The organism is Bacillus sp. EB106-07-01-XG149, from assembly GCF_058791555.1.
This window is the reverse complement of the sequence record NZ_JBYTDP010000006.1, coordinates 25874-51250: the sequence shown is the minus strand read 5'-3', so window position 1 is coordinate 51250 and position 25377 is coordinate 25874. Positions and strand designations below refer to the sequence as shown.

Genomic DNA, 25377 nt, shown 5'->3' with positions numbered 1-25377 from the left:
TGTGGAAAAAAGTCCAAAGTGACAAAATATTGAACGTTATTTGTTAAAATTTAGTGGAAATGAGATTGTTTTTTTGAAATATATGGATAGAAGTATTATAATAGATTGGTAAACTTCACCAGGTTAAGTATATACGTAGAGAGGGATGTATAAAATGAAAGCATTACTTTGGCATAATCAACGCGATGTACGAGTAGAAGAAGTACCAGAACCAACTGTAAGACCAGGAGCAGTTAAGATTAAAGTGAAATGGTGTGGTATCTGCGGAACAGACTTGCATGAATATTTAGCAGGACCTATTTTTATTCCAACAGAAGAGCACCCATTAACACACGTAAAAGCACCGGTTATTTTAGGTCATGAGTTTAGTGGTGAGGTAGTTGAAATCGGTGAAGGCGTTACTTCTCATAAAGTGGGAGATCGCGTCGTTGTAGAACCAATTTATTCTTGTGGTAAATGTGAAGCTTGTAAACATGGACATTACAATGTTTGTGAACAACTTGTTTTCCACGGTCTTGGCGGAGAAGGCGGCGGTTTCTCTGAATATACAGTAGTACCAGAAGATATGGTCCACCATATTCCTGATGAAATGACGTATGAACAAGGTGCACTTGTAGAACCAGCGGCGGTAGCAGTTCATGCAGTACGTCAAAGTAAATTAAAAGAAGGGGAAGCTGTAGCAGTATTTGGTTGTGGTCCAATTGGACTTCTTGTCATTCAAGCAGCTAAAGCAGCAGGAGCAACTCCTGTTATTGCAGTAGAACTTTCTAAAGAACGTCAAGAGTTAGCAAAATTAGCAGGTGCGGATTATGTATTAAATCCAGCTACTCAAGATGTACTAGCAGAAATTCGTAACTTAACAAGTGGTTTAGGTGTAAATGTGAGCTTTGAAGTAACAGGTGTCGAAGTAGTACTTCGTCAAGCGATTGAAAGTACAAGTTTTGAAGGACAAACTGTAATTGTTAGTGTGTGGGAAAAAGATGCGACAATTACGCCAAACAACCTTGTACTAAAAGAAAAAGAAGTTATCGGTATTCTTGGATACCGTCATATCTTCCCAGCTGTTATTAAATTAATTAGCTCTGGCCAAATTCAAGCAGAGAAATTAATTACGAAAAAAATCACAGTAGATCAAGTTGTTGAAGAAGGATTTGAAGCACTTGTAAAAGATAAAACACAAGTGAAAATTCTTGTTTCACCTAAATAATAGAGAATAGTAAAAAGTAGCCCTTTTCTAGAAATAGAAGAGGGCTACTTTTTTTCTATACAGAAAGGTGATAGACTTTCCTTTAACTACAGGTATTTTGTTTGGAAGGGGTAGTCTAATGCTTTCATTTATGTTGACATTGAAACGGATGCTAAAAGCTTGTTTACGAGCGTGGAAAGATAAAGAATTTCAAGTATTATTCGTATTAACATTTTTAACATTAACATCTGGTACAATTTTTTATAGTACAGTTGAAGGATTACGTCCTCTTGACGCTTTATATTTTAGTGTGGTCACGTTGACGACTGTCGGTGATGGGGATTTTAGTCCGCAAACTGATTTCGGAAAGATATTTACAATCTTATACATATTTATTGGGATTGGATTAGTGTTTGGATTTATTCATAAGTTGGCAGTTAATGTACAACTGCCAAGTATATTATCGAATAGAAAAAAAGAGTAAAGCATGTGGATGCTTTACTCTTTTTTTACATTAGTTTAGACAATCATTTGCAGTAGATTAACAATACTTTATTACAATATAAGTGCATTCATTCATTATATTCACTATGTATAAAGTTATAATGATATGAACATTTGCATATTTTAATTTATTGATAGAAATTTCATGAAAGGTGGGATATTCTAGTCATAGGTTAACCGGACGATATCATAGGATCCTAATAAAAAGTTTACAATAATTCAATTATAAAATGGAGGATTTCAGATGAAAAAGAAAGTACTTGCTTTAGCAGCAGCTATTACATTAGTAGCGCCGTTACAAAGTGTTGCATTTGCTCATGAAAACGATGGAGGAAGTAAAATAAAAATAGTTCATCGCTGGTCTGCTGAAGATAAACATAAAGAAGGCGTAAACTCTCATTTATGGATTGTAAACCGTGCCATTGATATTATGTCTCGCAATACAACACTTGTAAAACAAGATCGAGTTGCACAATTAAATGAATGGCGTACGGAATTAGAAAATGGTATTTATGCTGCTGACTATGAAAATCCTTATTATGATAATAGCACATTTGCTTCACATTTCTATGATCCAGACAATGGAAAAACATATATTCCATTTGCAAAGCAGGCAAAAGAAACTGGCGCTAAATATTTTAAATTAGCTGGTGAATCATATAAAAATAAAGATATGAAACAAGCATTCTTTTATTTAGGATTATCTCTTCATTATTTAGGAGATGTAAACCAACCGATGCATGCGGCAAACTTTACAAATCTTTCGTACCCACAAGGATTCCATTCTAAATATGAAAACTTTGTAGATACGATAAAAGATAATTATAAAGTAACGGATGGAAATGGATATTGGAACTGGAAAGGTACAAATCCAGAAGATTGGATTCACGGAGCGGCAGTAGCAGCGAAACAAGATTACGCTGGCATTGTAAATGATAATACGAAAGATTGGTTCGTAAAAGCAGCTGTATCACAAGAATATGCAGATAAATGGCGCGCTGAAGTTACACCAATGACAGGTAAGCGATTAATGGATGCACAACGTGTTACTGCCGGATACATTCAGCTTTGGTTTGATACGTACGGAGATCGTTAATTATTAAAAAAAGGTCAAATCTCACAATAGAGTATTTGGCCTTTTTATAACTAATACATGGAGGTATGAAGCGTGAAAGGAAAACTGCTAAAAGGTGTACTTAGCTTTGGGATTGGTTTAGGAGTTTTATACGTAGGATCTTCAGCTCAAGCAGAAACATCTACAAATCAAAATAATACTTTGAAAGTGATGACGCATAACGTGTATATGCTATCAACAAATTTATATCCGAACTGGGGACAAAGTGATCGTGCTGATTTAATTGGGGCGGCAGATTATATAAAGAATCAAGACGTTGTTATATTAAATGAAGTGTTTGATAATAGCGCATCAGATCGTTTGTTAGGGAATTTGAAGAAAGAATATCCAAATCAAACAGCGGTATTAGGTCGTAGTAACGGAAATGAATGGGATAAAACGTTAGGTAGCTATTCATCTTCAACTCCTGAAGATGGGGGCGTTGCAATCGTGAGTAAATGGCCGGTCGTTGAAAAGATTCAATATGTATTTGCAAAAGGATGCGGGCCAGATAATTTATCGAATAAAGGATTTGTATACACGAAAATTAAGAAAAATGATCGTTTCGTTCATGTAATTGGGACGCATTTGCAGGCTGAAGATAGTATGTGCGGAAAAACTTCACCTGCATCTGTACGTACAAACCAGCTAAAAGAAATTCAAGATTTTATAAAAAATAAGAATATACCAAATGACGAGTACGTCCTATTTGGTGGCGATATGAACGTGAATAAAATAAATGCAGAGAACAATAGTGACTCAGAGTACGCATCTATGTTTAAAACATTGCACGCTTCTATTCCATCTTATACAGGACATACAGCAACTTGGGATGCGACGACAAACAGTATTGCGAAATACAATTATCCAGATGCATCTGCTGAACATTTAGATTATATTATTGCAAGTAAAGATCATGCGAATCCATCATTTATAGAGAATAAAGTATTACAACCGAAATCTCCAAAGTGGTCTGTTACATCATGGCTCAAAAAATATACGTATGATGATTATTCTGATCATTATCCAATAGAGGCAACTATTTCTATGAAATAGTCCTAAAAAAGTTTCTTCTTAAATAGGAAGAAACTTTTTTATTTTGTAGAGGAAATTTAAACTTTCTTTCCAATATGTATAAGACATATAGAGAAGAGGAGAGAAAAATGTGGATCGAGGAATTTTTAAAGAGGTTCCATTACCGTGTGCATTTTTGGATGAAGTGGCTTTAGATAGAAATATTCAATCGATTATAGAATTAAGTGGGAATAAGAAGATTCGTATAGCGAGTAAATCGTTACGTTCTGTTCCAGTTATGCAAAAGATTTTAGCTACAAATGATCGATTTCAAGGTATTATGTGTTTTTCACCTAGAGAGGCTTTGTTTTTAATTGAACAAGGATTCAATGATTTATTGCTCGGATATCCTGCTTATGATAAAAGGGCTTTACATGAAATAAGTTTGCTAACAAAGCAAGGCCTCATTATAACTTGTATGGTGGATTGTGAAGACCATATTGTTTATCTAGAAAAAATTGCTGAGGAGTCTAAAGGGTGTTTTCGTGTTTGTTTGGATATTGATATGAGTAGTCGTTTTTTTCAATTTCATTTTGGGGTAAACAGATCACCGGTAAAAGATGTGCAAGGTGCTTTGAAAATAGTAAAAAGGGTGAAAGAATCATCATTTTTAATACTAGATGGTGTAATGGGATATGAAGCTCAAATTGCTGGGGTAGGAGATCACATACCGAATCAAAGAGTGAAAAGTAAAGTGATTTCGTATTTAAAGAAGAAGTCAGTGTTAGAAGTTAAAGAAAGAAGAGGACATATCGTAAAAGAAATACAAAACCTAGGTATTGAACTAAGGTTTGTAAATGGGGGAGGCACAGGAAGTATAAAAACAACTGAGCAAGATAATTCAGTTTCAGAGATTACAATAGGTTCTGCTTTTTACGCTCCGAAACTGTTTGATTATTATAAAGAGGTCAAATTTCATCCAGCTGTCGGATTTGCCTTACCAGTTGTGCGGAAATCAGCCCCGTTTATTTACACTTGTCTAGGCGGTGGATATATTGCCTCAGGCGCAATTGGGAAAGATAAAGAACCTGAGGTTTGGAGGCCAAATGGTGCAAAATTGTTAGCTTTAGAAGGTGCTGGCGAGGTACAAACACCGATTTTTTATAACGGCGAGGAACAAGTAGAGATAGGAGATTCTATCTTGTTTCGCCATAGTAAAGCTGGAGAATTAAGTGAGCGGTTTCCTTTTTTATATCGTGTGAAAGAAGGAGAGATTGTTGGGGAGTATTCAACATATCGGGGGGATGGTCAATGCTTTCTATAAAGGGGCAAAAATGGAGAAATTGGACAGGGAATGTAGAAGGAACGCCGCATTATACGATGTATCCAGAAAGTATACAAGATGTAGTAGAAGTTGTAGGGCTTGCGCGAAAAAAGGAGAAGAAAATTCGTGTTGTCGGTTCAGGGCACTCGTTTACACCTCTTGTGCAAACGGAAGAAATTTTAGTTTCTTTAGATGAATTGAAGGGCATTGTGAATATTGATGCGGAGAAGATGACCGTTGAAGTATGGGCAGGAACAAAGCTATATGACCTAGGAAAGTTACTTGAAGAAAAAGGTTATGCACAAGAAAATTTAGGGGATATTGATTCGCAATCTATTGCAGGAGCGATTAGTACGGGAACTCATGGGACGGGTGTTACCTTTGGGAGTTTATCAACACAAGTTATAGAGATTACCGCAGTTTTATCTACAGGTGAGAGTATAGTTTGTTCGGAAACTGTGAATGTGGAATATTGGAGAGCCTTTCAGTTGTCGCTTGGGATGCTAGGTATCATTGTAAAAATAAAATTGAAAGTTATCAGGGCGTATTCACTTGTGTATGAAAGTGAAAAACAGTCACTATCTACTGTAATGAACAAATTAGAAGAATATAAGAAGAATCGCCATTTTGAGTTTTTTGTTTTTCCTTATTCAGATGAAGTACAAGTGAAATTTACAAACGAAACAACGGGTAAAAAAAGTGATTTGAAATGGCATAAACTAAAGGTAGAGTTGCTTGAAAATAAGATGTTTTCTTTGTTATCTAAAGGATGTAAATGGTTTCCTTCTATAAGTAAAGGAGTAAGTCGATTATCGGCTAAAGCTGTACCGAATACAAAAATAATCGGCCCGAGTTATGAAGTGTTTGCTACATCGCGTGCGGTTCCATTTTATGAAATGGAGTATAGCGTTCCTTCAAAGTATATGCGGACCGTTGTAGAAGAAATTTCAAGCCTTATTGAAAAGAAAAAGTATAAAGTGCACTTCCCAATTGAATGCCGTTATGTGAAAAGGGATGACATATGGCTCAGTCCAGCGTATGGAAGAGATTCAGCGTATATAGCTGTTCATATGTATAAAGGTATGAAGTATGCTGCTTATTTTGGTGAGGTGGAGAAAATTTTTCTAAAGTATGAGGGACGCCCGCATTGGGGAAAAATGCATACGTTAACGTACGAAAAATTACAAAATATATATCCAGAATTGCATTCGTTTCTAAAGGTGAGGAAGTTATTAGATGAAGCAGAAATGTTTTCAAACCCTTACACAGAAAAATTATTTACGATTATGAAAAAAAGCTGACAAAGTATTACTTGTCAGCTTTTTTTAGTATGATTGCATTTCTTGTTTGACTAATTCGCTCGTAAAATAGTAACTTATCACGACTAAATACATGTAATAAAACATGAATAATAAATAGACCGTTAATTACGAGTTGGAATAATAATATAACTACTAATACTAAAGGCTCTTTAAGATTTAAGATAGAGCTACTAGAAAGAATATAATTGATTCCACCTAAAACGAAATAGAATATACCGTAACGGATGAATAGTTCCTTCAACGTAATACGATCTGATTTCCCTTTCACGTAAATACGAAGCAATGCTTTACCAATTGTCTTTCCATTCGTAAAGTATGGAATGATAATAAAGTAAATAAAGATCGAACACGTTATGAAAATGAGTTCGTATATGTTCGTGTAAGATTGAATATTAGAAACAAAGAAGGAATTTCCTTTGTTTTTAATGACAGGTACAACGATAGATAAGAAAATCCAATCAATTTGCATCGCGATAAAACGACGAACGAATCCGACTGGTTTTGTTTCCAAATCAATATGACTATCTAATTCGTTTGCTTTCGGAAGGAAGTACGTAAATATTGGTGCAATGATAAAGCCAATTACGCCGCCTAATGTATTTAAAAACAGATCGTCTATATCAAATAAGCGGTAGGCACAATTATATATACCGTATAGTCCAGTCACTTGTGTTAGCTCGAAAAAGAGTGAAAGACAAAAAGAAATACAAATTGTTTGTAAGAAACTACGTCGGAAATAATAACGTAAGTAAATACCAAATGGAACGGTTAATAGAACGTTAAATGCTACTTGTAAAAACGCAGATTCTTTTAATAGGTAGAAATAAGTAGCTGGTTTCGTTAAAATTGCCGAGGTATGATTACTAATTTCTTGTATGAAATAAAATGGTGATAGTTGCATATGTTGCGTATTAGCCGGTTGTAGGCTACAAGTATCATATGTTTGTGGTAACGGCAAAATCACAAGAAAATAGGCATTTAATAAGTAAAGTAATAATGAGTATAAAATAAATGAACGCCATTTATTTAAATAACCATACTTTCGGTAGTTAAATATTAAAAAAGGTATTAAGAGAAACATTGCTAAAATAGGAAATAAAATAAATGCTGTTTTTACTGGAAATAAATATGCAGTCAAAATGAAGCTCCTTTCATTGAAAATTCGTTTATCATTATAACGTTAAAAGAGCCTAAAAACAAAATTAAAATATTTCGAAATAGAAAAAATTTCAAATTTAAACGGGATTAAGTTACACTAAATTTAATATAAGGATATTGTGATTATTATAAGTTGAGAGAGGGTACAAGATATGCGATATGAGCTTTTTTCTGTAAGTGGGGATCATATTAGAACTTTTGAAAGTGCATGGCGTTTTCAGGAGGGAGAACAGATTTTTGTTCATGATGATCAAACAAAACGAAATTTTATTATTATCCGCCTAACGCATGATGTATTTCAACAAAATAAACATGTTATTCGTTTGTATTGTCAAGAAAAGAAAGTATACGCATAAAAGGGGGCCCCTCTTACTGTACAGAAAGGTAAGAGGGGTTTTATCATTATAAAGATATAAAAAAGCGAGTCATCCTAGTTTAATAGAATGACTCGTTTTTCGATTTGTAAGTTGAACTTTATAAGAAAATAAGAGTAAGTACACCTACGATAATGCAATAGAAAGAGAAATATTTTAAATTTCCTTTTGCCATAATGTTCATAAACCATTTTAAAGAAATATACGTCATGATAAATGTTGCGATAAATGCAACGACATATGGTACGAATAATGTGTCTAGATTTGGATCTTTTGCAATGTCTGTAATACTTAGTAATAAACCACCTAAGCTAACAGGGATATATAGTAAGAATGAGAAACGAAGAGCTGTTTCTTGCTTCATACCAAGTAACATCGCTGCTACGATTGTTGCACCTGATCGGCTTATTCCAGGAATTAGTGCGCAAGCTTGTGCTAATCCGACGATGATTGCATCTTTCATAGAAAGGTCGCCATCATTTTTACGCCCACGCAAGTTTCTAATAATCCAAAGGCCGACAGCAGTAATAAGGAGGGAAATCCCAACCATCTGCACACCTTTTAAGTACTGATCGATGTAATCTTTAAATAAAACACCAATAACACCTGCTGGAATGGTCGCAATAACAAGATAAATAATAAAGAAGAAATCTGATTTTGCGTCTTCTGCTCTTGTGAATATATAAGATAGACCATTCTTCGTTAGACGAATTAAATCATTTCTATAAATAAGTAATACAGCTAATAATGAAGCTGAATTAACAAGTAGTTCGAAGCTAAACCCTTCTATTTTTAGTCCTAGCAAATGCTGTGCTAAAACGAGGTGACCGCTTGAAGAAATCGGAATTGGTTCTGTTAGTCCTTGGAACAGACCAAGAATTAAATATTTTAAAATGTAATGAAATTGTTCCATAAAAACCTCCTTGTTTATTAGTCGAAAGAAACAACTTGTTCATTATAACAAAGATACGGATGAATATTGAGAAGAAATAAATATTCGAAATATAATAAAAACCCCTTATAGCGCGCTATAAGGGGTTTTTATTATTAATGAGAAGCCGTTGTTTCTTGAAGACCTTTAGTCAATTGAACATCGACTTTTTCGGCATCATGAATGTGGTTCATAATAGTAGTATTTAATTTTTGGAACATTTGTTGTGTATTAGCGAATTCTCGTAATATATCATCATTACAAGATTTTTGGTTTTCGATAGCTTTAATAACATTTGTAGCACCATTTTGTAACGTTTGAATCATAATTAAAATATTTTCAATTCTAGCGTTTGTATCGGCACTCATTTCTACACCTTCATCGACTAAATGTAAATTATCTTTTGTGTTATCGTATGCTTTTTCAATTTCTTCTTGAATTTTTTTCGTTAAGTTGCCGATGTTTTTTGTACTTTCCGCTGTACTTTCCGCTAGCTTTCTTACTTCATTAGCAACGACAGCGAATCCTTTACCGTGCTCTCCAGCGCGCGCAGCTTCAATACTCGCATTTAAAGCAAGTAAATTCGTTTGTGCTGCAATGTTTTGAATGACTTCTACAATTTGCTCGATTTCTTTTGAACGTTCACTTAAATGATTCATACTGTTAGACGTACGCTGAGATTGTTCACCTAATTTGTTAATTACAATAAGTAAACGGTGAACAGATTCTTTTCCTTCATTAGAACAGTCAATAATTTCTTCAATAGATTGAATTAAGCTTTGTTCTTTTTGTAACATTTCGTTATTCAATTCATTGGAATGTGTAGTACGCGTTGAAACATTTTCGAAACATGAGTTTAATTGTTGAACTAAATTTTGAAGTGTATGGTGTTGATTATTTACAAGTTGATGCTCTTGAACGACGTTTTGCACACGGTCGTGAATAGAAGAAATGATCACTTGTTTTTCAGTATCTTTTTGTTTTAATTCTGCTTCTAGTTCTTGTATACGATTTTCTAATTGATCAATTTTATGTAGAAGTGATTTTTTTTGAGTAAACATATATTTATTTCAACCGCCTTTAGAAGTTATATTTTCTCTATATTTGGATTTTAGCATCTTTTATAATTTTTAAATATAGGAATTGTTAAATATTTAAGAATCTATTACATTTTATGCATAATTCCCTTTTTTTCGTCATGAAAAATAAACTGTATTTAATGGTATTGTAAACAAACTGTAAAATAAATCATGTATAACTGTATAAGAAGGGAGTCGGATTATGAACTATTTTAAGCGAATCAGTAGTCTAGTATTAGCAGGAATTATCGGTCTTTCTAGTACAGTCGCTGTAAAAGCAGAGTCAAACGACGAGAAACTTAACAACATGCAACAGCAATTGCAGCAAAACGATGCAGATATGCAAAAGAAAGAGCAAGAGAAGCAAGCTGTTAGTAAAGAAATTAAAGGTATCGAAAACGAACTACATAATTTAAATAATACAATTGCAAAAAATAAAGAGGATCAAGCTGCTATTCAACGTAAAATTGATGAAACACATAAGCAGATTGAGCAAAAAAAGAATGAAATTGTCGTTTTAGAGGATAAAGTCCTTGCTCGTAAGGATATTATGAGAAAACGTATGGTTTCTGTTCAAAACAGTTCAAATACAAGTTTAGTAGTGGAAGTTGTAGTAGAGTCAAAAAACTTTGCAGATTTCTTACAACGTATGAACGCAGTTTCTACTATTTTAGAAGCTGATAAAGAAATTTTACGTCTACAAGAACAAGATCTTCGTCAAATTGAAGAGGATAAGAAAACAATTGATGAAAAAGAAGCATCTTTAGTAGTAGACAAACAAAAATTAGCAAAAGCACAAGCTGAGTTGCAGGATAACTTGAAAAAGCGTCAAGATAACTTACAAACAGTTCAAGCTAAATATAATCAGGTTGCAAGCCAACTTAATTTAGCAGCAGAAGAAAAAGCTAAAATTGAGTCAAATATGAAGGCAGTACAAGAAACAATTGCTCGTGAGCAAGAAGCAGCAAGAATTGCAGCAGAAGAGCGTGCAAAAGCAGAGGCAGCTGCAAAAGCTGAGCAAGAAGCTTTAGCTAAGGCACAGGCAGATGTTGCTGAAAAACAAAAGCAAAAGCAAGAGCAAGAGCAAGCTAGTAAGCCAGCTCAAACTAAAAATAATAATTCAAGTGTAGAACCTGCACAACCATCTAAACCAGCTGCTGGTGGAAGAGAAATCTATGTACATGCAACAGCTTATACAGCAGATCCAGGTGAAAATGGCTATGCACCAGGTCAACAAGTATATTCTGCATGGGGAGGCTATAACCTAACTGCAAACCCAGGAATGAAATTAATTGCAGTGGACCCATCTGTTATCCCATTAGGTTCTCGCGTATATGTTGAAGGATACGGAGAAGCAATTGCAGCAGATACTGGTGGCGCGATTAAAGGTCACAAAATTGATGTTTTAATGCCAGATAAAGCTTCATCTAGTAAATGGGGCAGAAAAAATGTTAAGCTTACAATTTTAAATTAACATGTAATCCAACTTTACAATATGTAAAGTTGGATTTTTTTGTAATTATAATGTTAAGTTGAGTTTACATTTTGTTAAGGATAGCATACAATGACGGTGAGAGGTGGTAAATTTGACCATTTTAAATAGAGTGAAGGAATTAAGAGCTCGGTTTAATTTTTCGCAAAGTGTATTAGCAGAAAAGGTTGGAGTGACAAGACAAACAATCGCGGCAATTGAAAAAGGGGATTATGTCCCTTCACTGTTATTAGCACTTACGATTTGCGATGTATTTCAGTTAAAGATGGAAGATGTGTTTGTTTTAAATAAGGAGGGGGAGAATGATGAATAAAATTGCTGTTTCTTATATTGTAAATGTGCTGAGATTTGTGATTGCTTGTTGGGCATTTATTGAACTCTATTATGCTTGGATAGAGCTGGCAAATATTATTGAAACTGAGAAATTGCCATTTGAAGTAACAATCAATATGATACCATTAGGAATGTTAACAATTGTAGCTATTATAACGACGATTTTTTATAAAGTTCAAAAGAAGAAACATAAAGCACTTTCTTATTGGATGTACCCGTTATTATTTCCACAGACAGATGAGCGGGAAAAAGAAATCACGCAAAAGGCGTGCCGAACAACATTTATTTCATTCTGGTACGGAGTAGTTATTGCTATTGGATTTTTAACACTTTCTCCTGTAGCTAATTTATATATTCCTGGATATCCGTTATATATTTTATTTTTCATGCTTTTTGTTCAAATGACAGTCTTTTACGTATCATTATACAGAAATAAATTAGTCTAAAAAGAAACCTTCTTGCATTAGCAAGAAGGTTTCTTTTTAGCTTACACTTGTACATATAGCAATATTATCTTATCATTTTATATAGAGTAAGATTTTGTAAGGGAAAGGAATTGTATATGAATAAGCAAAGAATTTATAGTATAGTAGCAATCCTTCTATTTGTTGTAGGTGGTGTGTTAATCGGAAAGCCATTTTACGATGGATATCAGGCTGAAAAGAAACAGACTGAAAATGTGCAGGCTGTTCAAAAGATGGATTATGAAAAACATGAGACGGAATTTGTAGATGCTTCGAAAATTAATCAGCCAGACTTAGCAGAAGTAGCGAATGCATCATTAGATAAGAAACAAGTAATTGGTCGTATTTCGATCCCGAGTGTTTCATTAGAACTTCCTGTTTTAAAATCTTCTACTGAGAAAAACCTATTATCAGGTGCAGCAACAGTAAAAGAAAATCAAGTAATGGGAAAAGGGAACTATGCATTAGCAGGACATAATATGTCTAAAAAAGGTGTTTTATTTAGTGATATAGCTTCTTTGAAAAAAGGCGATAAAATTTATTTGTATGATAATGAAAACGAATATGAGTATGCGGTTACTGGTGTATCTGAAGTAACTCCTGATAAGTGGGAAGTTGTAGAGGATCATGGGAAAGATGAGATAACGCTTATTACATGTGTATCTGTGAAAGATAATTCTAAGCGTTACGTTGTTGCTGGTGATTTAGTAGGAACGAAGGCGAAGAAGTAAAAAAGAAGGTCAACTCTTTAAAGAGTTGACCTTCTTTTTTACTAATGTTGAGAAATAATAGAATATTTTAGTTGGTATTTAAGTATTTTTCTATTTATGTATAATAAAGTTAGAATTCAAGATTTTGGGAGGAACAAGAGTGAAACAACAGGTGAAGAAACTTCTTTTAACAACAAGTGTAGCGTTATTGGTAGCTCCAATTTCAGCCTATGCGCATCCAGGGCGTACAGATGCTAATGGGGGACATACGTGTCGTACAAATTGTGAAAAATGGGGATTACAGTACGGGGAATATCATTATCACAATAAGCCAGCTTCTAGTAGTGGTGCAACGAGTTCAGCTCCTAGCCCAAATAATAATGGTGCTGTAGAAGCTGAAAGACAAGTAGAAGCGCAGCGCAATACTGAAGCTGAAAAACAACGTGCCGCAGAGGCGCAGCGTAAAGCTGAAGAAGAGAGACAACGTGTAGCGGAGGAACAAAGAAAAGCAGAGGAAGAGAGACAACGTGTAGCTGAAGAACAAAGAAAAGCAGAAGAGGCACGTAAGCGAGAGGAAGCACAGCGTCAAGCTGATATGGAAAAAGGGCAGCTTGAGGGACAAAAAAGTGGAGAGACTGATTTTAAAGCAGGGAAAAATGATGCGGAATCACATTTAGCTGGAAAATCAGATACATATAAAGAAGCATTCAAAACTGCATATGCTGCATCTTGGTCTTTAGAAGAACAGAAGAAAACGTATTTTGAAAAAGGAAAAGAGCAAGGTTTAGCACAAGAGACGATGGAAGATAGTCAAATTGCTCCGGAGTTTAAGCCGAACTTTGCAGAAGGTTTCCAAGTAGGGAATAAAGAAAGAACAGAAAAAATTGAAAAAGAGCAAGCTGAACTAGGGGAAAAGGCAGGTAAGGAACTAGCTGGAAAGAAACCTGGAAATAGAGAGAAAGATGTGTATGTGAAGGCGTATGAAACAGCTTATGAAAAGGGCTATAAGTCTACAAAAAAAGCAGTAGAAAAGGCTGGCTATAAGTATGCATTTGAAAACTATGATTTGAAAATTCCTGCTAAGTATGAAAAAAATGAATCGTTAAAGAAATGGTTTATTGAAGGATTTAAATCAAATAAAAAAGCAGCAGAAATTAGAGAAGAAGGCTATAAAAAAGGAGACAGTTGGCTTGCATTCTTCTATAAGAATTTTGTGCCAAGTGAATATAAAGAACATAAAGAGCTGTACGAACAAGCGATAGAAAAAGGTAAGAATGCATAAAAAAAGATGAGGGGAATCCCTCATCTTTTTTTATTCCATCCATTTCACTAATCTCTTAGAAATTAATAATAAAACAAAACCTAACACAATTGCTGCAGCTCCGATTACTGTAAATACTTCAGCATACCCAAGTGAAGTTGTGAAGCTTGCTAGTTGTCCACCTAAAATGTTGGCGATTCCTGAGCTTGCTAACCATACTCCCATTAATAAAGAAGCAAGTTTTACTGGGGCAAGTGCACTAACCATTGATAGTCCAACAGGTGATAAGAATAGCTCACCTAACGTATGGAAAAGATACGTAAAGACGATAAATAGTAAGTTTGCTTTTTCTGTAATGTTATGTTCATCACTACCTGTTTTTAATGTAGCGATAACGAGAATGATATAACCGATACCAAGCAAGATCATACCAAGTCCCATTTTTGTTGGGATTTTTAAATCCCCGCGCTTGCGAGTTGCAAGTTTTGCCCATAATGCTGAAATGACTGGAGCAAGTAAAATAATAAATAATGGATTGACCGATTGGAACCAAGATGTTGGAACTTCCCATCCGAAAACAGAGCGGTCTACAAATTTGTTTGTATATAATGTTAACGAACTACCAGCTTGTTCAAAGCCAGCCCAGAAAAAGACAACAAAGCATGTTAAAATGACGATAACTGCGGTACGTTGTTTTTCTTTTTTTGTTAAAGGTGTATCTCCAACTGTTGGTTGTCCATCAGCTGTTTGCAAATCGCGAGTTGGTTTTTTACCGATATCACCAAGGTAGCGATTTGATAATGTTGTAAATAAAATTTGTCCAATAATCATTCCGATTGAAGCTGCTAAGAAACCGTAACGGAATCCATAATGTACAACGCCATCAATTGTTGTTTTGAATAAATTTTCTGATAAAAATCCACAAACGAGTGGAGCTAAAAATGATCCGACGTTAATACCCATATAGAAAATGGTAAATGCACTATCACGTTTTGGATCATTCTCTTCGTATAATTCTCCCACAAGTGTAGAGATATTCGGTTTAAAGAATCCATTACCGATAATAATAAGCGCTAATCCGAGGTATAGGCCTAATTGGTTTTGCAAGGCAAATAGTGTAAGGTTACCGAGTGCCATTGTTATACCACCAATTGTGATGGCTTTTCGTCTACCTAGAAAACGGTCTGTTAAGTATCCACCAATCAATGGTGTGAAATAACAAGCTCCAGTATAAAATCCGTAAATAGAGAGTGCCCATGCGGGACTAAACCCAAGACCACCGCTTACTAAAGCTGTCGTTAAATATAATGTTAATAATCCTCGTAATCCATAGTAACTAAATCTTTCCCACATTTCTGTAAAGAAGAGTAAGTATAAACCTGGAGGATGTTTCTTTTTTCTTTGTTGTTCTCTTTCTAGTTGTATCGTTGATTCCATGTTATTTTCCTCCTGACACAAACAAAAACAAAGTTAATAATTTTGTACATTTAATATTTTACCTTATTAACTATTATAAGTCAATAAAGGTTGATTTTTCAGAAGAAATTGGAAAAGAGGGATAGCTATAGAATGGGTGTTTCTTTTATGTTAGACTATGGACTATGTTTTCTTTGTTAGGAAGCGGATTATTGCACTTTTTTATATGTGAAATTGATTTCATAAAAGATGAAATTAAAGAAGGAGAAACAAATGAAATTGTTACAGAAAAAAGAAATTTTACTGATTAGCCTTATGTTATTCTCGATGTTCTTTGGAGCGGGGAATCTTATATTCCCACCTTTCCTTGGGTATGAAGCAGGAGAACATGTGTGGATTTCATTAATAGGATTTATTATATCAGCAACAGGTCTTCCTATATTGGGTGTTATCGCTATTGCGAAAGCGGGAAGCTTTCAAACGTTAGCGGGTAGGGTTCATTCTTCATTCGCCATTATTTTCCCATGTATCGTGTATTTATTTATTGGACCAGGTCTTGGTATACCACGTGCAGGAAGTTTAGCTTTTGAAATGGGACCAGGTCAGTTCTTCACAGAATCGGGAAGTGTAGTTTTATTATGTTACACGGTTATTTTCTTTAGCATTGTGTACTGGTTAAGTTTATCACCGTCTAAATTAATGGGGTTGTTCGGAAAAGTTTTAACACCGTTATTATTAGGTATGATTGCCCTTATTTTTATAAAGAGTATGTTTACATCAGTTGGCAGTGTGAAAGAGGCTGCTGGAAACTATGGACAAGCTCCTATGTTCCAAGGCTTTTTAGAGGGATATTTAACGATGGATGCGCTAGCCGCTTTAATTTTTGGGATTGTTATTGCAAATGCTCTTCGTGCAAAAGGTGTTGAAGATGATAAAGGTTTAGCGAAATATATGAGTATTGCTGGAATTGGTGCAGGACTATTATTATCTATTATTTATGTCATACTTGGATATGTTGGTTCAATTAGCGGTTCGTTAGGTACATTTGATAATGGGGCGAACGTGTTAGCGCAAGTTATGACTACATTATTTGGACAAGGCGGAGTCGTTTTATTAGGTCTTATTTTTACGATCGCGTGTTTATGTGTGTCAATCGGACTTGTTACGTCTTGTAGTCAATTTTTCGCAAGTGCATTTCCGAAAGTAGCGTATAAAGTTTGGGCATTTATATTAAGTTTTGTTAGTATGATTTTAGCTAATTTAGGATTAACACAAATTTTAAAAGTATCAGTACCGATTCTTGGGTTTATTTATCCAGTTGCATTAACGCTTATTATTCTAGGGTTATTCCATAAATATATTGGAAAGTATGCATACGTATATGCAGTAACTGTTGGGATTGTAGCGGTATTTAGTGCAATCGATATTTTCAATAAAAATGTAATGATGAATCAGTGGACATCAATATTGAAATACATTCCGTTTTATACAGAAGGTGTTGGATGGATTGTTCCAGCTATTATAGGTGTTTGTATTGGCGTTATAGTTAGTATTGTTCTAAATAAGAATAAATGAGTAAAAAGGTGTTTTCCTATTTCGGAAGACACCTTTTTTTTTGGAAAAATAGTATTGAAAATGAATAGACTAAGAGTATGATAAAGGTAATTGGTAATATATAGGTTTTGAATAGATGATGAGGGGGGAGCGTATGAAGGAGGATTTAAATAAGAAAATAGAAGCGCTAGAAACGGCAATTGAAACGATTCAAGAAGCGCTTTTTGAATTGAAAGCAAAACAAAGAGAAATAGAAGTAGAAAATGCTCAGCAACATGTTAGTAAAGAAAAGAAAGAATATATTGAAACGGTAATGGAGGAAAAGCAAAAAGAAGAAGTAGTTACAATAAAGGAGCCCGTGCAAGAACGTGAGGTAAAACAAGTAGATATATCTGCATTTAAACCAGAACCATTTAATATTATTAAGTTTTGCCAAACTTGGTTACCACGCATATTTGTTGGCATTATGTTACTTGGAGTAATCTGGTTATTTAAAGCAGGGGTAGATGCTGGATTATTAACACCTGCAATACGAATTGTGTTTGGTATTGTCCTATCAATCGGTTTTTATTATATAGGTGATATTCAAATTAAACGAGAGCGGCAAGCGTTGGGTTTAGTATTAGCAGGAGGAAGTATTACGGGTATAGTTTTAACGACATTTGCGGCGCATTATTTATATGGATTTATTCCAGCAAGTGTTGCGTTTGTATGTAATATTGCATGGGTCATTTTAGGTATTTATGTAGCGAAGAGGTATCAATCGGAATATCTTACTATATTCGTAGCCGTAGGAGCGTTCTTCGTGCCATTCTTATTAAATAGTACGACTCCTAATCCTTATATTTTCTTTGGATATGAGACGATACTAACACTTAGCTTATTATGGTATGCGTTGAAAAATCGTTATCAGTATTTATATATGATTTCTTATGCTGTTGCTGCTATTGTCCTTTTTGTTTTCTTTGCTATTATGTCAATGTTAGTAGAGGATTTGCAAATACAGTTAACGGTTGTTTATGGTTTGATTCACTTACTATTATTTTGGCATATGTTTACGGAGAGAAGTTTTATATTAGAGCCACGTTTGGCGATATTTAGTGCGAATGCAGTTTTCTTTATATTAGCCATTTCAAAAATACCTGAATTTACAACATGGGGATTAATGATTAGTGCACTCGTGCACGCTATTATGTTCGTGTTTGAATATAGGAAGAATCGACATTCTACATTTACAAATCTTTTATTTGGTTTCGCAATGGGTGCATTTAGTTTAGCGATTTTATATGAGTATAGTTTAGTGAATGCAGCGATTGTATTATTATTACAAGGTTTCCTCGGTATGGTGACTGCTATTAAAGTAAAACAACAGATGAAATTGTATGTTAGTGCGACGATTTACGCGATTGGAATGATACAGACTATTTTTAGTCCGTTTGATCATTTCATTTCAGCTGGGTTTGTTGCCCATATTATTTTAATAGGTACATTTTATTACTGCATGAAACAAGCGAAAGATGTGTTAAGGAGCTTTGGAAAATATGTTTATTCTATAACGCTCTATTGGTTTATGGTTATCGTATTTATTGCAATTACTAGAGTCGGTGAAGTGCTGTCTACAGATGGAAGTATAATAAGCGTATCTGTATCGTTATTATGGATGGTATATGCATTATTTGCCGTTTGGCTTGGACGGAATAAAAATATGAATGAAATATTGTATGCCGGCTTAGTCGTGTTAGTCGTAACGATAGGGAAGCTATTCCTTCTGGACTTACCAGAAGTATCGATGATGATCAGGGCTGTGTTATTCTTAATTGTAGGAAGTATAGGTATCGTTATTTCAAGAATGTTTTTCTCGAAAGAAGAGAAGTGAGAAGAAGGCAATCCGCATGCGGATTGCCTTTTTCATTATTTCTTATCAATTATTACAGCTTCATTGTATTTCGCTGTCGTATTTTGGCGTAGACGAAGAGTTGCTTGTCCAGCAGTATTTGGATTGATTTGTACATTTACAATCTTCTCAGCAGAACCTAAGCTGTTTGTTGTGAAAGAGAATGCACTACTATATCCAAAAGCAGATGGCCAAGAACCATTTGTATTTTGAACTTTTGCTACTTGTGTACCGCCAGTAGTGAATATACCTAAAGAGTAATTAGTGTATGTTGTGTTTGGTAATAAGTTATTTACTTGGATTTTTATTTGGAACACTTCATTGTTTGGTAGAGTGCTAGGGTGTGTAACTACGTAGTCGTTTGCTGTTACAGCACCGTTATAACCGTATGAACCTGGTTTAAAAGTATTTGTATTAAACCATTGATAACCTGCATTTGGCGCACTCCAAGGTTCAGGTTGTGGCTCAGTTGATAAGCTTGGTTGTTCAAATGTTTGTAAAGTGGTAGGTAAATCAAGTTGTAAACCATTTACTTGATCTAAACTTGTAAATGTTTCTTTATTCGATAGCCAATTTACGATGTTTTCTAGTAAGATAGCATCGTTTTCTTCTTTATATCCATCGTAAGTTTTCTTTGTTTGGCCAGAATCTTCACGAACATATTTTGGCGATGCATCTTCAACGGGAGAAGAGTCACCGATAAAGGCAGCTTTTCCAAGTCCTACTTTAGCGATAGCGGCATAAGGACCCTCTGCAACACCACCGCCGTTATAAACACCGCTATCAACAGCGTTATTCCATTTTGATGGGTTTTCTGGAAGATAAACAAGTCCCTTTGCTAGTTTTGGATTTGTAATAGCTAGAGTAGAACCAGCATGCATTGCTACAGATGAAACACCTTTTGTAATTCCGAATGATTGTTCAGGTGACACAATATTTTTAGCGGAAACATCACCAATTGCATTGTAACGGAAGCGAATACCGAAGTTGTCAGATAGCCAATCAGAGCTTTCTACTCCTTGCATAGCTTGTGAATTTATTTCTTCGCTAGACATTCCTTTTGCAGGATTATCCCATGCACCGCGTCTATATCCATTAAATACTTCAGAAGAGTCCCAGCGATTTTTATTACGATCTGCATTATAATGGTCAGCGATAAAGAAAATACTTCCGCCATTTTTCACATATTGTAACATTGCATCTTGTTCAGATTTCTTGTAAGGAATATTAGCTTCTGGAACGATAAATACATTGTAGTCTTTTAAATCTTCGTACGTAAACGGTGTTGATTTACGAAGTTCTTTTACATGATATCCGTTTTGGGCAATACCGTTTCCAAAATCAGAAAAGCCACCATCAATAACCCAGTCAGCGGTCCCGGCCGTTTGACCGTGTGTATTATCGAATAATACTTTCTTCCCGCTATTTTGATTTACAACTTTTGCAGCAATTTCAGGAGCTGGGTCTACTGAGCTTTCGGCATAAGTAGACGGAAGGACTGAAGCTCCTATACTTAGTGTAATTGCTGTTGCTAAAGAAAATGTAATCCATTTTTTATTCTTCATAGAAGAATCCCCCTAATAAAAATATTTGCTTTAATAATGTAATCTATTTTTTTCAGGAAAGAAAGATAGAAAATATTAAATAGTGTAAAGATAACGTTAATTTAATTGAGAAATATTTGTGTGAATAATGAAAAAATCTCTTCCTAATGAATTAGGAAGAGATTTTGGGTTTAACTAATTTTTGAATTAGGTGTTTCATCAATTTTATGGAACCCTTTCATGTAATACACGATAGCTAAACCAATAAGCCAAATAGGACCAACAATCAATGCAATTCTTGTATCTTCTGAATACGCCATTATACCTAATACTAGTGCAAGGAAAGCGAGTGAGAAATATGAACTTAATGGATGTAAAGGCATTTTATATGTTAGCTTGTCCTTTTTATCAGTTTGCAAACCTTTACGGAATTTAATTTGAGCGATTAAAATGATGCCCCAAGTCCAAATTGCCCCGAAAGTTGAAATACTAGTCAGCCATGTAAACACTTTTGCGGGCACAAGATAGTTTAATATAACACCAACGAGTAAAACGATAGCTGTTGCTATAATTCCTTGACTCGGAATACCGTTTTTATTTAAACGACCAAATCTTTCAGGTGCTTTCTTTTGCTGAGCTAATGTAAATAGCATACGGCCTGTACTAAATAAACCACCATTACAAGAAGAAAGAGCTGCTGTTAATACGACAAAGTTAATAATCCCTGCTGCTTTTGCGATACCGATTTGCTGGAATGTTAATACGAATGGACTTCCTTTTTCACCAAGTTCATTCCATGGATAAATTGCCATCATAACGAATAGAGCCCCAACGTAGAACAGTAATATTCTCCAAAATACGTTATCGATTGCTTTTGCGAGTGTTTTTTTCGGATTTTGAGCTTCACCCGCTGTAACACCGATTAATTCAACGCCTAAATAAGCGAATAACACCATTTGTAAAGAGAGTAGTAACCCAGAAAAACCATTTGGGAACCAGCCACCATGTGACCAAAGGTTTGAAATACCAGTAGCGATACCACCGTTTCCGAATCCGAATAAAATAATACCAGCTCCAATAATTATCATACAGATAATTGTGACAATTTTGATGAGAGCAAACCAAAATTCAAGTTCTCCAAATACTTTTACGGATAAGAAGTTGAAAGCACTCATTAATAATAGAGCGAGTAAAGCCCAAGTCCAGCGCGGGATATCTGGGAACCAGTATTGCATGTAAATGCCAGCCGCTGTAATTTCAGCCATACAAGTAACAACCCATAAGAACCAGTAGTTCCAACCAGTAATGTAGCCAGCTAGTGGTCCAAGGTAATCATAAGCATATTTACTAAAAGAACCGGCAACAGGTTGTTCAATTGCCATTTCTCCGAGTGCTCGCATAATGAAAAAAATAACGAGTCCGGCGATCATATAACCTAGTAGAATAGAAGGGCCAGCTAGCTTAATAGCAGAAGCGGATCCTAAAAATAGTCCAACGCCAATAGCGGAGCCGAGCGACATTAAAGTAATATGTCGTTCTTTTAAACCACGGTTTAAAGTTTCAGATTTGTTTGTGTGCTGCATAAGAAGAATCCCCCTTGTAGAGTGAACGATATTTGAATGCGTTTACTAAACATTTAACTATTTCAAATTATAAAACATTTCTATCTGTTATGCTACAAAAATAAACATGATTAACTGTACTACATCTGTACTTGTCAGACTTAAACTTAAAATTCGAACTATTAGTGAATATATTGACTCTTCTTTTTATTGATTGTTAAGATTAAGTATTATATTTTCTCACATACTAGTAAGAAAAGAATATGTGATAATAATTCAGATGTAGGAAGGGTACATAACCATGTTTCAATTACAAAAATATAACACTTCTGTGAAGCAAGAGCTTTTAGCTGGCATCACAACTTTTTTTACATTTGCGTATATTCTTGTCATCAATCCGAAAATATTATCTGATGCAGGTGTACCATTTGATCAAGCTTTTACAGCAACTATTATTGCGACTGTTATAGGGACGCTATGTATGGCGTTTTTAGCTAACTATCCAATTGTTATTGCTCCAGCTATGGGAATGAATGCGTATTTTGCTTATTCTGTTGTTCAACAGGCAGAGGGGATTACATATGTCATTGCGTTTTCAGCAGTATTTGTAACAGGTATCATTTTTCTTTTATTATCTTTCACTTCATTTAGGCAAAAGCTAATTGTCGCAATTCCTGATAGTTTAAAACATGCAATTGCAGGTGGAATTGGACTATTTATTGCTTTTATTGGATTACGCCTTTCTGGAATTATCGTTGATCATCCATCTAATTTAGTTACGATTGGTGATTTTCATTCTCCAGCCGTTATTTTAACTTTAATTGGTTTAATATTAGCGGCGGTATTAATGGCATTACGTGTGAGTGGTGCATTATTTATTAGTATGATTGTGACAGGAGTTATCGCCTTCTTTACAGGGCAACTGAAGTTTACGGATAAAATTGTTGCGATGCCTCATTTACCAGAGGGAATTATCGTTTCAAACCCAATCAACGCCTTTTCAGATGTAATTGAATACGGATTATATGGTGTTGTATTTTCATTTTTACTTGTACTGTTATTTGATACAACAGGTGCACTACTCGGTTTAATTAAACAAGCAGGCTTAATTACAGATAATACAGAGAAACGTTTTGGTAAAGCGTTTATTGCAGATGCAATTGGCGGGACTACAGGCTCTATATTTGGAACAAGCCCAACAGCAGCGACGATTGAATCATCAGCTGGTATTGCTGCAGGTGGTAAAACAGGATTAACAGGTATTGTAGTTGTCGGTCTAACGATTATAACGGCATTCTTCAGCCCTGTGATTGCTTCTTTATCAAGTGTAGCCGCTATTACAGCTCCTTCATTAATTATTGTAGGTAGTTTAATGGCGCAAAGTCTTCGTGATATTAATTGGAATGAATTTGAAGATGCATTACCAGCATTTTTAATTTTCGTTGGTATTCCGTTAACGTCTAGCATTGCGAATGGAATTGCAATTGGATTTTTAGTGTATCCAGTCTTAAAAATTGTGAAAGGGAAAGCGATGGAAGTACATCCGTTACTATACTTATTTACAATTTTATTTGGATGTCATTTATTCTTATAATATAGATATAGGAAAGGGGCTTCTTATGAGAGGCTCCTTTTTTGTGTATAATAAGGTGAAAATCAAATTAATGGAGTAAAATATAAATTACTTAATGGAATATATATGTTACAATATAGGTGAAGGAGGAACATGAATGGCTGTAAGTAAAATAAAAGTCGCGCGTGTTCAGTTAGATTTAACGCAGCAACAATTAGCAGAAAAAGTAGGCGTTACAAGGCAAACGATTAGTTTAATTGAGAAGGGGAAATACAACCCGTCTTTAGATTTATGTTTGAAAATTTGTTATGCGGTAGACAAAACATTGAATGATTTATTTTGGGAGGAAGAGGAGTGAGGGGATGAGAATGGTGAAAGATGAACGTTTAATGATTGAGGGGCTAAAACATATTAGACTCGTTTTCATCTTACAAAATATCGTCATACTAGGTATTGTTTTTTATCGCTACGTTTTGCAAGATGCAGGATATGAAAGTGTTTCGGATTTATTAATGGTATTTATGTGCGGGATCGTAGTCAGTAACTTCTTAAATTTAAAACATTCTGTAGAGGCATATGAGCATACAGGTGGAGTATCACGGAGCTATTTTATGAAATTATTATTTATTCCAGTAGGTATTGTTATTGGAATTGTAGCTATTTGTATCATTGTAACACCAGATATTTCTATAAAGGAAATTAGTATGACAGGACTTATTATGTTTGCTTGTTTTTTAGTTCCTAGTTTGTTTATATACATATATATGAGAAAAATAAAAAGTGAAGATTGAAATATAAGAAAAGCTTTCCCATATTGCGGAAAGCTTTTCTTATATTCTTTTATACAGTACTTTATGAAGGCCAATCGGTTCAATTTCAAAGATTTCACCATGTTCCTGGAAGCCTAAGCGCTTGTAATATTCAGCTACAGTAATTCGGCCATTACACCATAATATATTTGCTTGGCGTTCTTGCAAGACTTGCTCCGCTTTCTGAATTAAGGAGCTTCCAGCACGTTTGTTTCGAAATTCAGGTAATGTGGCCATTCCTCGTAGACGATAATGAATACCTGCTAGTAAGTCAGGGTATATCTCTTTTGAGAAGGAAGCGATACTAATTAGTTCATCGTTTATAAATGCGCCTAAGTGAAAGGTGTCCGTTTCATAGTCGGAAGAGTATTTACAATCTGCTAATGTTTGATTCGGGCGTAAAATTTTTTGACGTAATACGTAAGTTTCAGATCCCTCAATATTTTTCACGGTAATCATATTAACATCCTTTCTTATAAGGCGTTTTCTGTTAGTTGTATAAAGAAATAGGCAGGTGCGGCGAAAAGTCCGAGTATGCTAGCAGTTCCGAGAAGGAGTGAAAGTAAGAGGCAAGAGTATTTTATTCCATTCGATTTTTTCCATCCGTAGCTACAAATTTCAATGCTAACACCGATTAGAATAATGGCAACGAGTATTTCTGCTAATAATAAAAGAGCTAAAGTTACAATAGACATAATGTGATCCATCCTCATAATATGTGATAGTAACATTTTACCATATAAAATGGAAAAAAATGCC

24 protein-coding genes and 1 pseudogene are annotated in these 25377 nt (G+C 34.7%); 17 read left to right on the top strand and 8 right to left on the bottom strand.

Going from position 1 to position 25377, the window contains the following annotated elements; genetic code table 11:
* Positions 1 to 154: 154 nt before the first annotated feature.
* The 6 genes from bdhA to AC3WTA_RS22270 all read left to right on the top strand — a co-directional run bounded on the left by bdhA (position 155) and on the right by AC3WTA_RS22270 (position 6443).
* A complete protein-coding gene (gene bdhA, locus AC3WTA_RS22295) occupies positions 155 to 1207 on the top strand; it encodes a (R,R)-butanediol dehydrogenase (protein ID WP_000645835.1) in 1053 nt (350 codons plus the stop codon).
* A 118-nt stretch (positions 1208 to 1325) separates the two neighbouring features.
* Entirely contained in the window at positions 1326 to 1670 is a 345-nt protein-coding gene (locus tag AC3WTA_RS22290; RefSeq protein ID WP_000948235.1) for a potassium channel family protein, read from the top strand.
* A gap of 264 nt (positions 1671 to 1934) precedes the next feature.
* Complete coding sequence (cerA, locus tag AC3WTA_RS22285) at positions 1935 to 2786, top strand: phospholipase CerA (protein ID WP_000731006.1); 852 nt, start codon at positions 1935 to 1937, stop codon at positions 2784 to 2786.
* A 72-nt stretch (positions 2787 to 2858) separates the two neighbouring features.
* On the top strand, positions 2859 to 3860 hold the full coding sequence (gene sph, locus AC3WTA_RS22280; RefSeq protein ID WP_492333029.1) for a sphingomyelinase C: 1002 nt from the start codon (positions 2859 to 2861) through the stop codon (positions 3858 to 3860).
* A 109-nt stretch (positions 3861 to 3969) separates the two neighbouring features.
* Positions 3970 to 5142 carry an amino acid deaminase/aldolase gene (locus AC3WTA_RS22275; RefSeq protein WP_000373764.1) on the top strand — a complete coding sequence of 391 codons (1173 nt, stop codon included), beginning with the start codon at positions 3970 to 3972 and terminating at the stop codon, positions 5140 to 5142.
* Positions 5130 to 6443, top strand: a complete 1314-nt coding sequence (locus AC3WTA_RS22270; protein WP_000948938.1) for a D-arabinono-1,4-lactone oxidase — start codon at positions 5130 to 5132, stop codon at positions 6441 to 6443. The genes AC3WTA_RS22275 and AC3WTA_RS22270 overlap by 13 nt, the downstream gene beginning before the upstream one ends.
* Before the next feature lie 7 nt (positions 6444 to 6450).
* On the opposite strand, the gene AC3WTA_RS22265 is transcribed toward AC3WTA_RS22270, so the two are convergent.
* Positions 6451 to 7602 (bottom strand): VanZ family protein, encoded by a 1152-nt coding sequence (locus AC3WTA_RS22265; RefSeq protein WP_000128049.1) that lies wholly within the window; start codon positions 7600 to 7602, stop codon positions 6451 to 6453.
* A 172-nt stretch (positions 7603 to 7774) separates the two neighbouring features.
* Here AC3WTA_RS22265 and AC3WTA_RS22260 point away from each other — a divergent pair, with 172 nt between their 5' ends.
* Positions 7775 to 7978 carry a hypothetical protein gene (locus tag AC3WTA_RS22260; protein WP_001268325.1) on the top strand — a complete coding sequence of 68 codons (204 nt, stop codon included), beginning with the start codon at positions 7775 to 7777 and terminating at the stop codon, positions 7976 to 7978.
* Positions 7979 to 8096: 118 nt separating this feature from the next.
* Here the strand turns inward: AC3WTA_RS22260 and AC3WTA_RS22255 are convergent, their stop codons facing one another.
* Both AC3WTA_RS22255 and AC3WTA_RS22250 read right to left on the bottom strand, forming a co-directional pair.
* On the bottom strand, positions 8097 to 8909 hold the full coding sequence (locus AC3WTA_RS22255) for an undecaprenyl-diphosphate phosphatase (protein ID WP_000434545.1): 813 nt from the start codon (positions 8907 to 8909) through the stop codon (positions 8097 to 8099).
* A 134-nt stretch (positions 8910 to 9043) separates the two neighbouring features.
* A pseudogene (locus AC3WTA_RS22250) lies at positions 9044 to 9562 on the bottom strand (methyl-accepting chemotaxis protein); the annotation flags it as partial.
* A gap of 646 nt (positions 9563 to 10208) precedes the next feature.
* Between AC3WTA_RS22250 and AC3WTA_RS22245 the strand changes: the two are divergent.
* The 5 genes from AC3WTA_RS22245 to AC3WTA_RS22225 all read left to right on the top strand — a co-directional run bounded on the left by AC3WTA_RS22245 (position 10209) and on the right by AC3WTA_RS22225 (position 14287).
* Complete coding sequence (locus tag AC3WTA_RS22245) at positions 10209 to 11480, top strand: 3D domain-containing protein (RefSeq protein WP_001105794.1); 1272 nt, start codon at positions 10209 to 10211, stop codon at positions 11478 to 11480.
* A gap of 112 nt (positions 11481 to 11592) precedes the next feature.
* The gene (locus tag AC3WTA_RS22240) at positions 11593 to 11811 is read left to right on the top strand and encodes a helix-turn-helix transcriptional regulator (protein ID WP_000154013.1); all 219 of its coding nucleotides are present in this window, start codon (positions 11593 to 11595) and stop codon (positions 11809 to 11811) included.
* Complete coding sequence (locus AC3WTA_RS22235) at positions 11804 to 12277, top strand: hypothetical protein (RefSeq protein ID WP_033657839.1); 474 nt, start codon at positions 11804 to 11806, stop codon at positions 12275 to 12277. Before AC3WTA_RS22240 ends, AC3WTA_RS22235 begins: the two co-directional genes overlap by 8 nt.
* Before the next feature lie 116 nt (positions 12278 to 12393).
* Entirely contained in the window at positions 12394 to 13026 is a 633-nt protein-coding gene (locus AC3WTA_RS22230) for a class A sortase (protein ID WP_001041721.1), read from the top strand.
* A 139-nt stretch (positions 13027 to 13165) separates the two neighbouring features.
* Positions 13166 to 14287 (top strand): YHYH domain-containing protein, encoded by a 1122-nt coding sequence (locus AC3WTA_RS22225; protein ID WP_000813418.1) that lies wholly within the window; start codon positions 13166 to 13168, stop codon positions 14285 to 14287.
* 30 nt (positions 14288 to 14317) lie between these two features.
* Here the strand turns inward: AC3WTA_RS22225 and AC3WTA_RS22220 are convergent, their stop codons facing one another.
* The gene (locus tag AC3WTA_RS22220; RefSeq protein ID WP_000446267.1) at positions 14318 to 15703 is read right to left on the bottom strand and encodes a peptide MFS transporter; all 1386 of its coding nucleotides are present in this window, start codon (positions 15701 to 15703) and stop codon (positions 14318 to 14320) included.
* A 252-nt stretch (positions 15704 to 15955) separates the two neighbouring features.
* Between AC3WTA_RS22220 and brnQ1 the strand changes: the two genes are divergently transcribed.
* Together brnQ1 and AC3WTA_RS22210 are read left to right on the top strand one after the other, a co-directional pair.
* Entirely contained in the window at positions 15956 to 17257 is a 1302-nt protein-coding gene (gene brnQ1, locus AC3WTA_RS22215; protein WP_000771654.1) for a branched-chain amino acid transport system II carrier protein BrnQ1, read from the top strand.
* A 133-nt stretch (positions 17258 to 17390) separates the two neighbouring features.
* Positions 17391 to 19112, top strand: a complete 1722-nt coding sequence (locus AC3WTA_RS22210; protein WP_000656722.1) for a DUF2339 domain-containing protein — start codon at positions 17391 to 17393, stop codon at positions 19110 to 19112.
* Between the two features lie 35 nt (positions 19113 to 19147).
* On the opposite strand, the gene AC3WTA_RS22205 is transcribed toward AC3WTA_RS22210, so the two are convergent.
* Complete coding sequence (locus AC3WTA_RS22205) at positions 19148 to 20695, bottom strand: DNA-binding protein (protein WP_000791502.1); 1548 nt, start codon at positions 20693 to 20695, stop codon at positions 19148 to 19150.
* A 170-nt stretch (positions 20696 to 20865) separates the two neighbouring features.
* The gene (locus AC3WTA_RS22200; protein WP_001164884.1) at positions 20866 to 22257 is read right to left on the bottom strand and encodes an amino acid permease; all 1392 of its coding nucleotides are present in this window, start codon (positions 22255 to 22257) and stop codon (positions 20866 to 20868) included.
* Positions 22258 to 22537: 280 nt separating this feature from the next.
* On the opposite strand from AC3WTA_RS22200, the gene AC3WTA_RS22195 reads away from it, so the two are divergent.
* From AC3WTA_RS22195 to AC3WTA_RS22185, 3 genes are all read left to right on the top strand, one after another.
* Positions 22538 to 23830: an NCS2 family permease gene (locus AC3WTA_RS22195; RefSeq protein ID WP_000487201.1), complete on the top strand. Its 1293-nt coding sequence runs from the start codon at positions 22538 to 22540 to the stop codon at positions 23828 to 23830.
* A gap of 136 nt (positions 23831 to 23966) precedes the next feature.
* The gene (locus AC3WTA_RS22190) at positions 23967 to 24167 is read left to right on the top strand and encodes a helix-turn-helix transcriptional regulator (RefSeq protein WP_000301181.1); all 201 of its coding nucleotides are present in this window, start codon (positions 23967 to 23969) and stop codon (positions 24165 to 24167) included.
* Between the two features lie 4 nt (positions 24168 to 24171).
* On the top strand, positions 24172 to 24600 hold the full coding sequence (locus AC3WTA_RS22185) for a hypothetical protein (protein WP_002096846.1): 429 nt from the start codon (positions 24172 to 24174) through the stop codon (positions 24598 to 24600).
* 39 nt (positions 24601 to 24639) lie between these two features.
* On the opposite strand, the gene AC3WTA_RS22180 is transcribed toward AC3WTA_RS22185, so the two are convergent.
* Together AC3WTA_RS22180 and AC3WTA_RS22175 are read right to left on the bottom strand one after the other, a co-directional pair.
* Positions 24640 to 25077, bottom strand: coding sequence for a GNAT family N-acetyltransferase (locus AC3WTA_RS22180; RefSeq protein ID WP_000633770.1), 438 nt, complete (start codon positions 25075 to 25077; stop codon positions 24640 to 24642).
* Positions 25078 to 25091: 14 nt separating this feature from the next.
* On the bottom strand, positions 25092 to 25349 hold the full coding sequence (locus AC3WTA_RS22175; RefSeq protein WP_000926994.1) for a DUF4022 family protein: 258 nt from the start codon (positions 25347 to 25349) through the stop codon (positions 25092 to 25094).
* Positions 25350 to 25377: the final 28 nt, after the last annotated feature.

Excerpts from the sequence above, each read along its gene's own strand:
- bdhA (WP_000645835.1), top strand. The coding sequence starts at position 155 with ATGAAAGCATTACTTTGGCATAATCAACGCGATGTACGAGTAGAAGAA.
- AC3WTA_RS22290 (WP_000948235.1), top strand. The coding sequence starts at position 1,326 with ATGCTTTCATTTATGTTGACATTGAAACGGATGCTAAAAGCTTGTTTA.
- cerA (WP_000731006.1), top strand. The coding sequence starts at position 1,935 with ATGAAAAAGAAAGTACTTGCTTTAGCAGCAGCTATTACATTAGTAGCG.
- AC3WTA_RS22270 (WP_000948938.1), top strand. The coding sequence starts at position 5,130 with ATGCTTTCTATAAAGGGGCAAAAATGGAGAAATTGGACAGGGAATGTA.
- AC3WTA_RS22260 (WP_001268325.1), top strand. The coding sequence starts at position 7,775 with ATGCGATATGAGCTTTTTTCTGTAAGTGGGGATCATATTAGAACTTTT.
- AC3WTA_RS22255 (WP_000434545.1), bottom strand. The coding sequence starts at position 8,909 with ATGGAACAATTTCATTACATTTTAAAATATTTAATTCTTGGTCTGTTC.
- AC3WTA_RS22245 (WP_001105794.1), top strand. The coding sequence starts at position 10,209 with ATGAACTATTTTAAGCGAATCAGTAGTCTAGTATTAGCAGGAATTATC.
- AC3WTA_RS22235 (WP_033657839.1), top strand. The coding sequence starts at position 11,804 with ATGAATAAAATTGCTGTTTCTTATATTGTAAATGTGCTGAGATTTGTG.
- AC3WTA_RS22230 (WP_001041721.1), top strand. The coding sequence starts at position 12,394 with ATGAATAAGCAAAGAATTTATAGTATAGTAGCAATCCTTCTATTTGTT.
- AC3WTA_RS22220 (WP_000446267.1), bottom strand. The coding sequence starts at position 15,703 with ATGGAATCAACGATACAACTAGAAAGAGAACAACAAAGAAAAAAGAAA.
- brnQ1 (WP_000771654.1), top strand. The coding sequence starts at position 15,956 with ATGAAATTGTTACAGAAAAAAGAAATTTTACTGATTAGCCTTATGTTA.
- AC3WTA_RS22210 (WP_000656722.1), top strand. The coding sequence starts at position 17,391 with ATGAAGGAGGATTTAAATAAGAAAATAGAAGCGCTAGAAACGGCAATT.
- AC3WTA_RS22205 (WP_000791502.1), bottom strand. The coding sequence starts at position 20,695 with ATGAAGAATAAAAAATGGATTACATTTTCTTTAGCAACAGCAATTACA.
- AC3WTA_RS22200 (WP_001164884.1), bottom strand. The coding sequence starts at position 22,257 with ATGCAGCACACAAACAAATCTGAAACTTTAAACCGTGGTTTAAAAGAA.
- AC3WTA_RS22195 (WP_000487201.1), top strand. The coding sequence starts at position 22,538 with ATGTTTCAATTACAAAAATATAACACTTCTGTGAAGCAAGAGCTTTTA.
- AC3WTA_RS22190 (WP_000301181.1), top strand. The coding sequence starts at position 23,967 with ATGGCTGTAAGTAAAATAAAAGTCGCGCGTGTTCAGTTAGATTTAACG.
- AC3WTA_RS22185 (WP_002096846.1), top strand. The coding sequence starts at position 24,172 with ATGAGAATGGTGAAAGATGAACGTTTAATGATTGAGGGGCTAAAACAT.
- AC3WTA_RS22180 (WP_000633770.1), bottom strand. The coding sequence starts at position 25,077 with ATGATTACCGTGAAAAATATTGAGGGATCTGAAACTTACGTATTACGT.
- AC3WTA_RS22175 (WP_000926994.1), bottom strand. The coding sequence starts at position 25,349 with ATGTTACTATCACATATTATGAGGATGGATCACATTATGTCTATTGTA.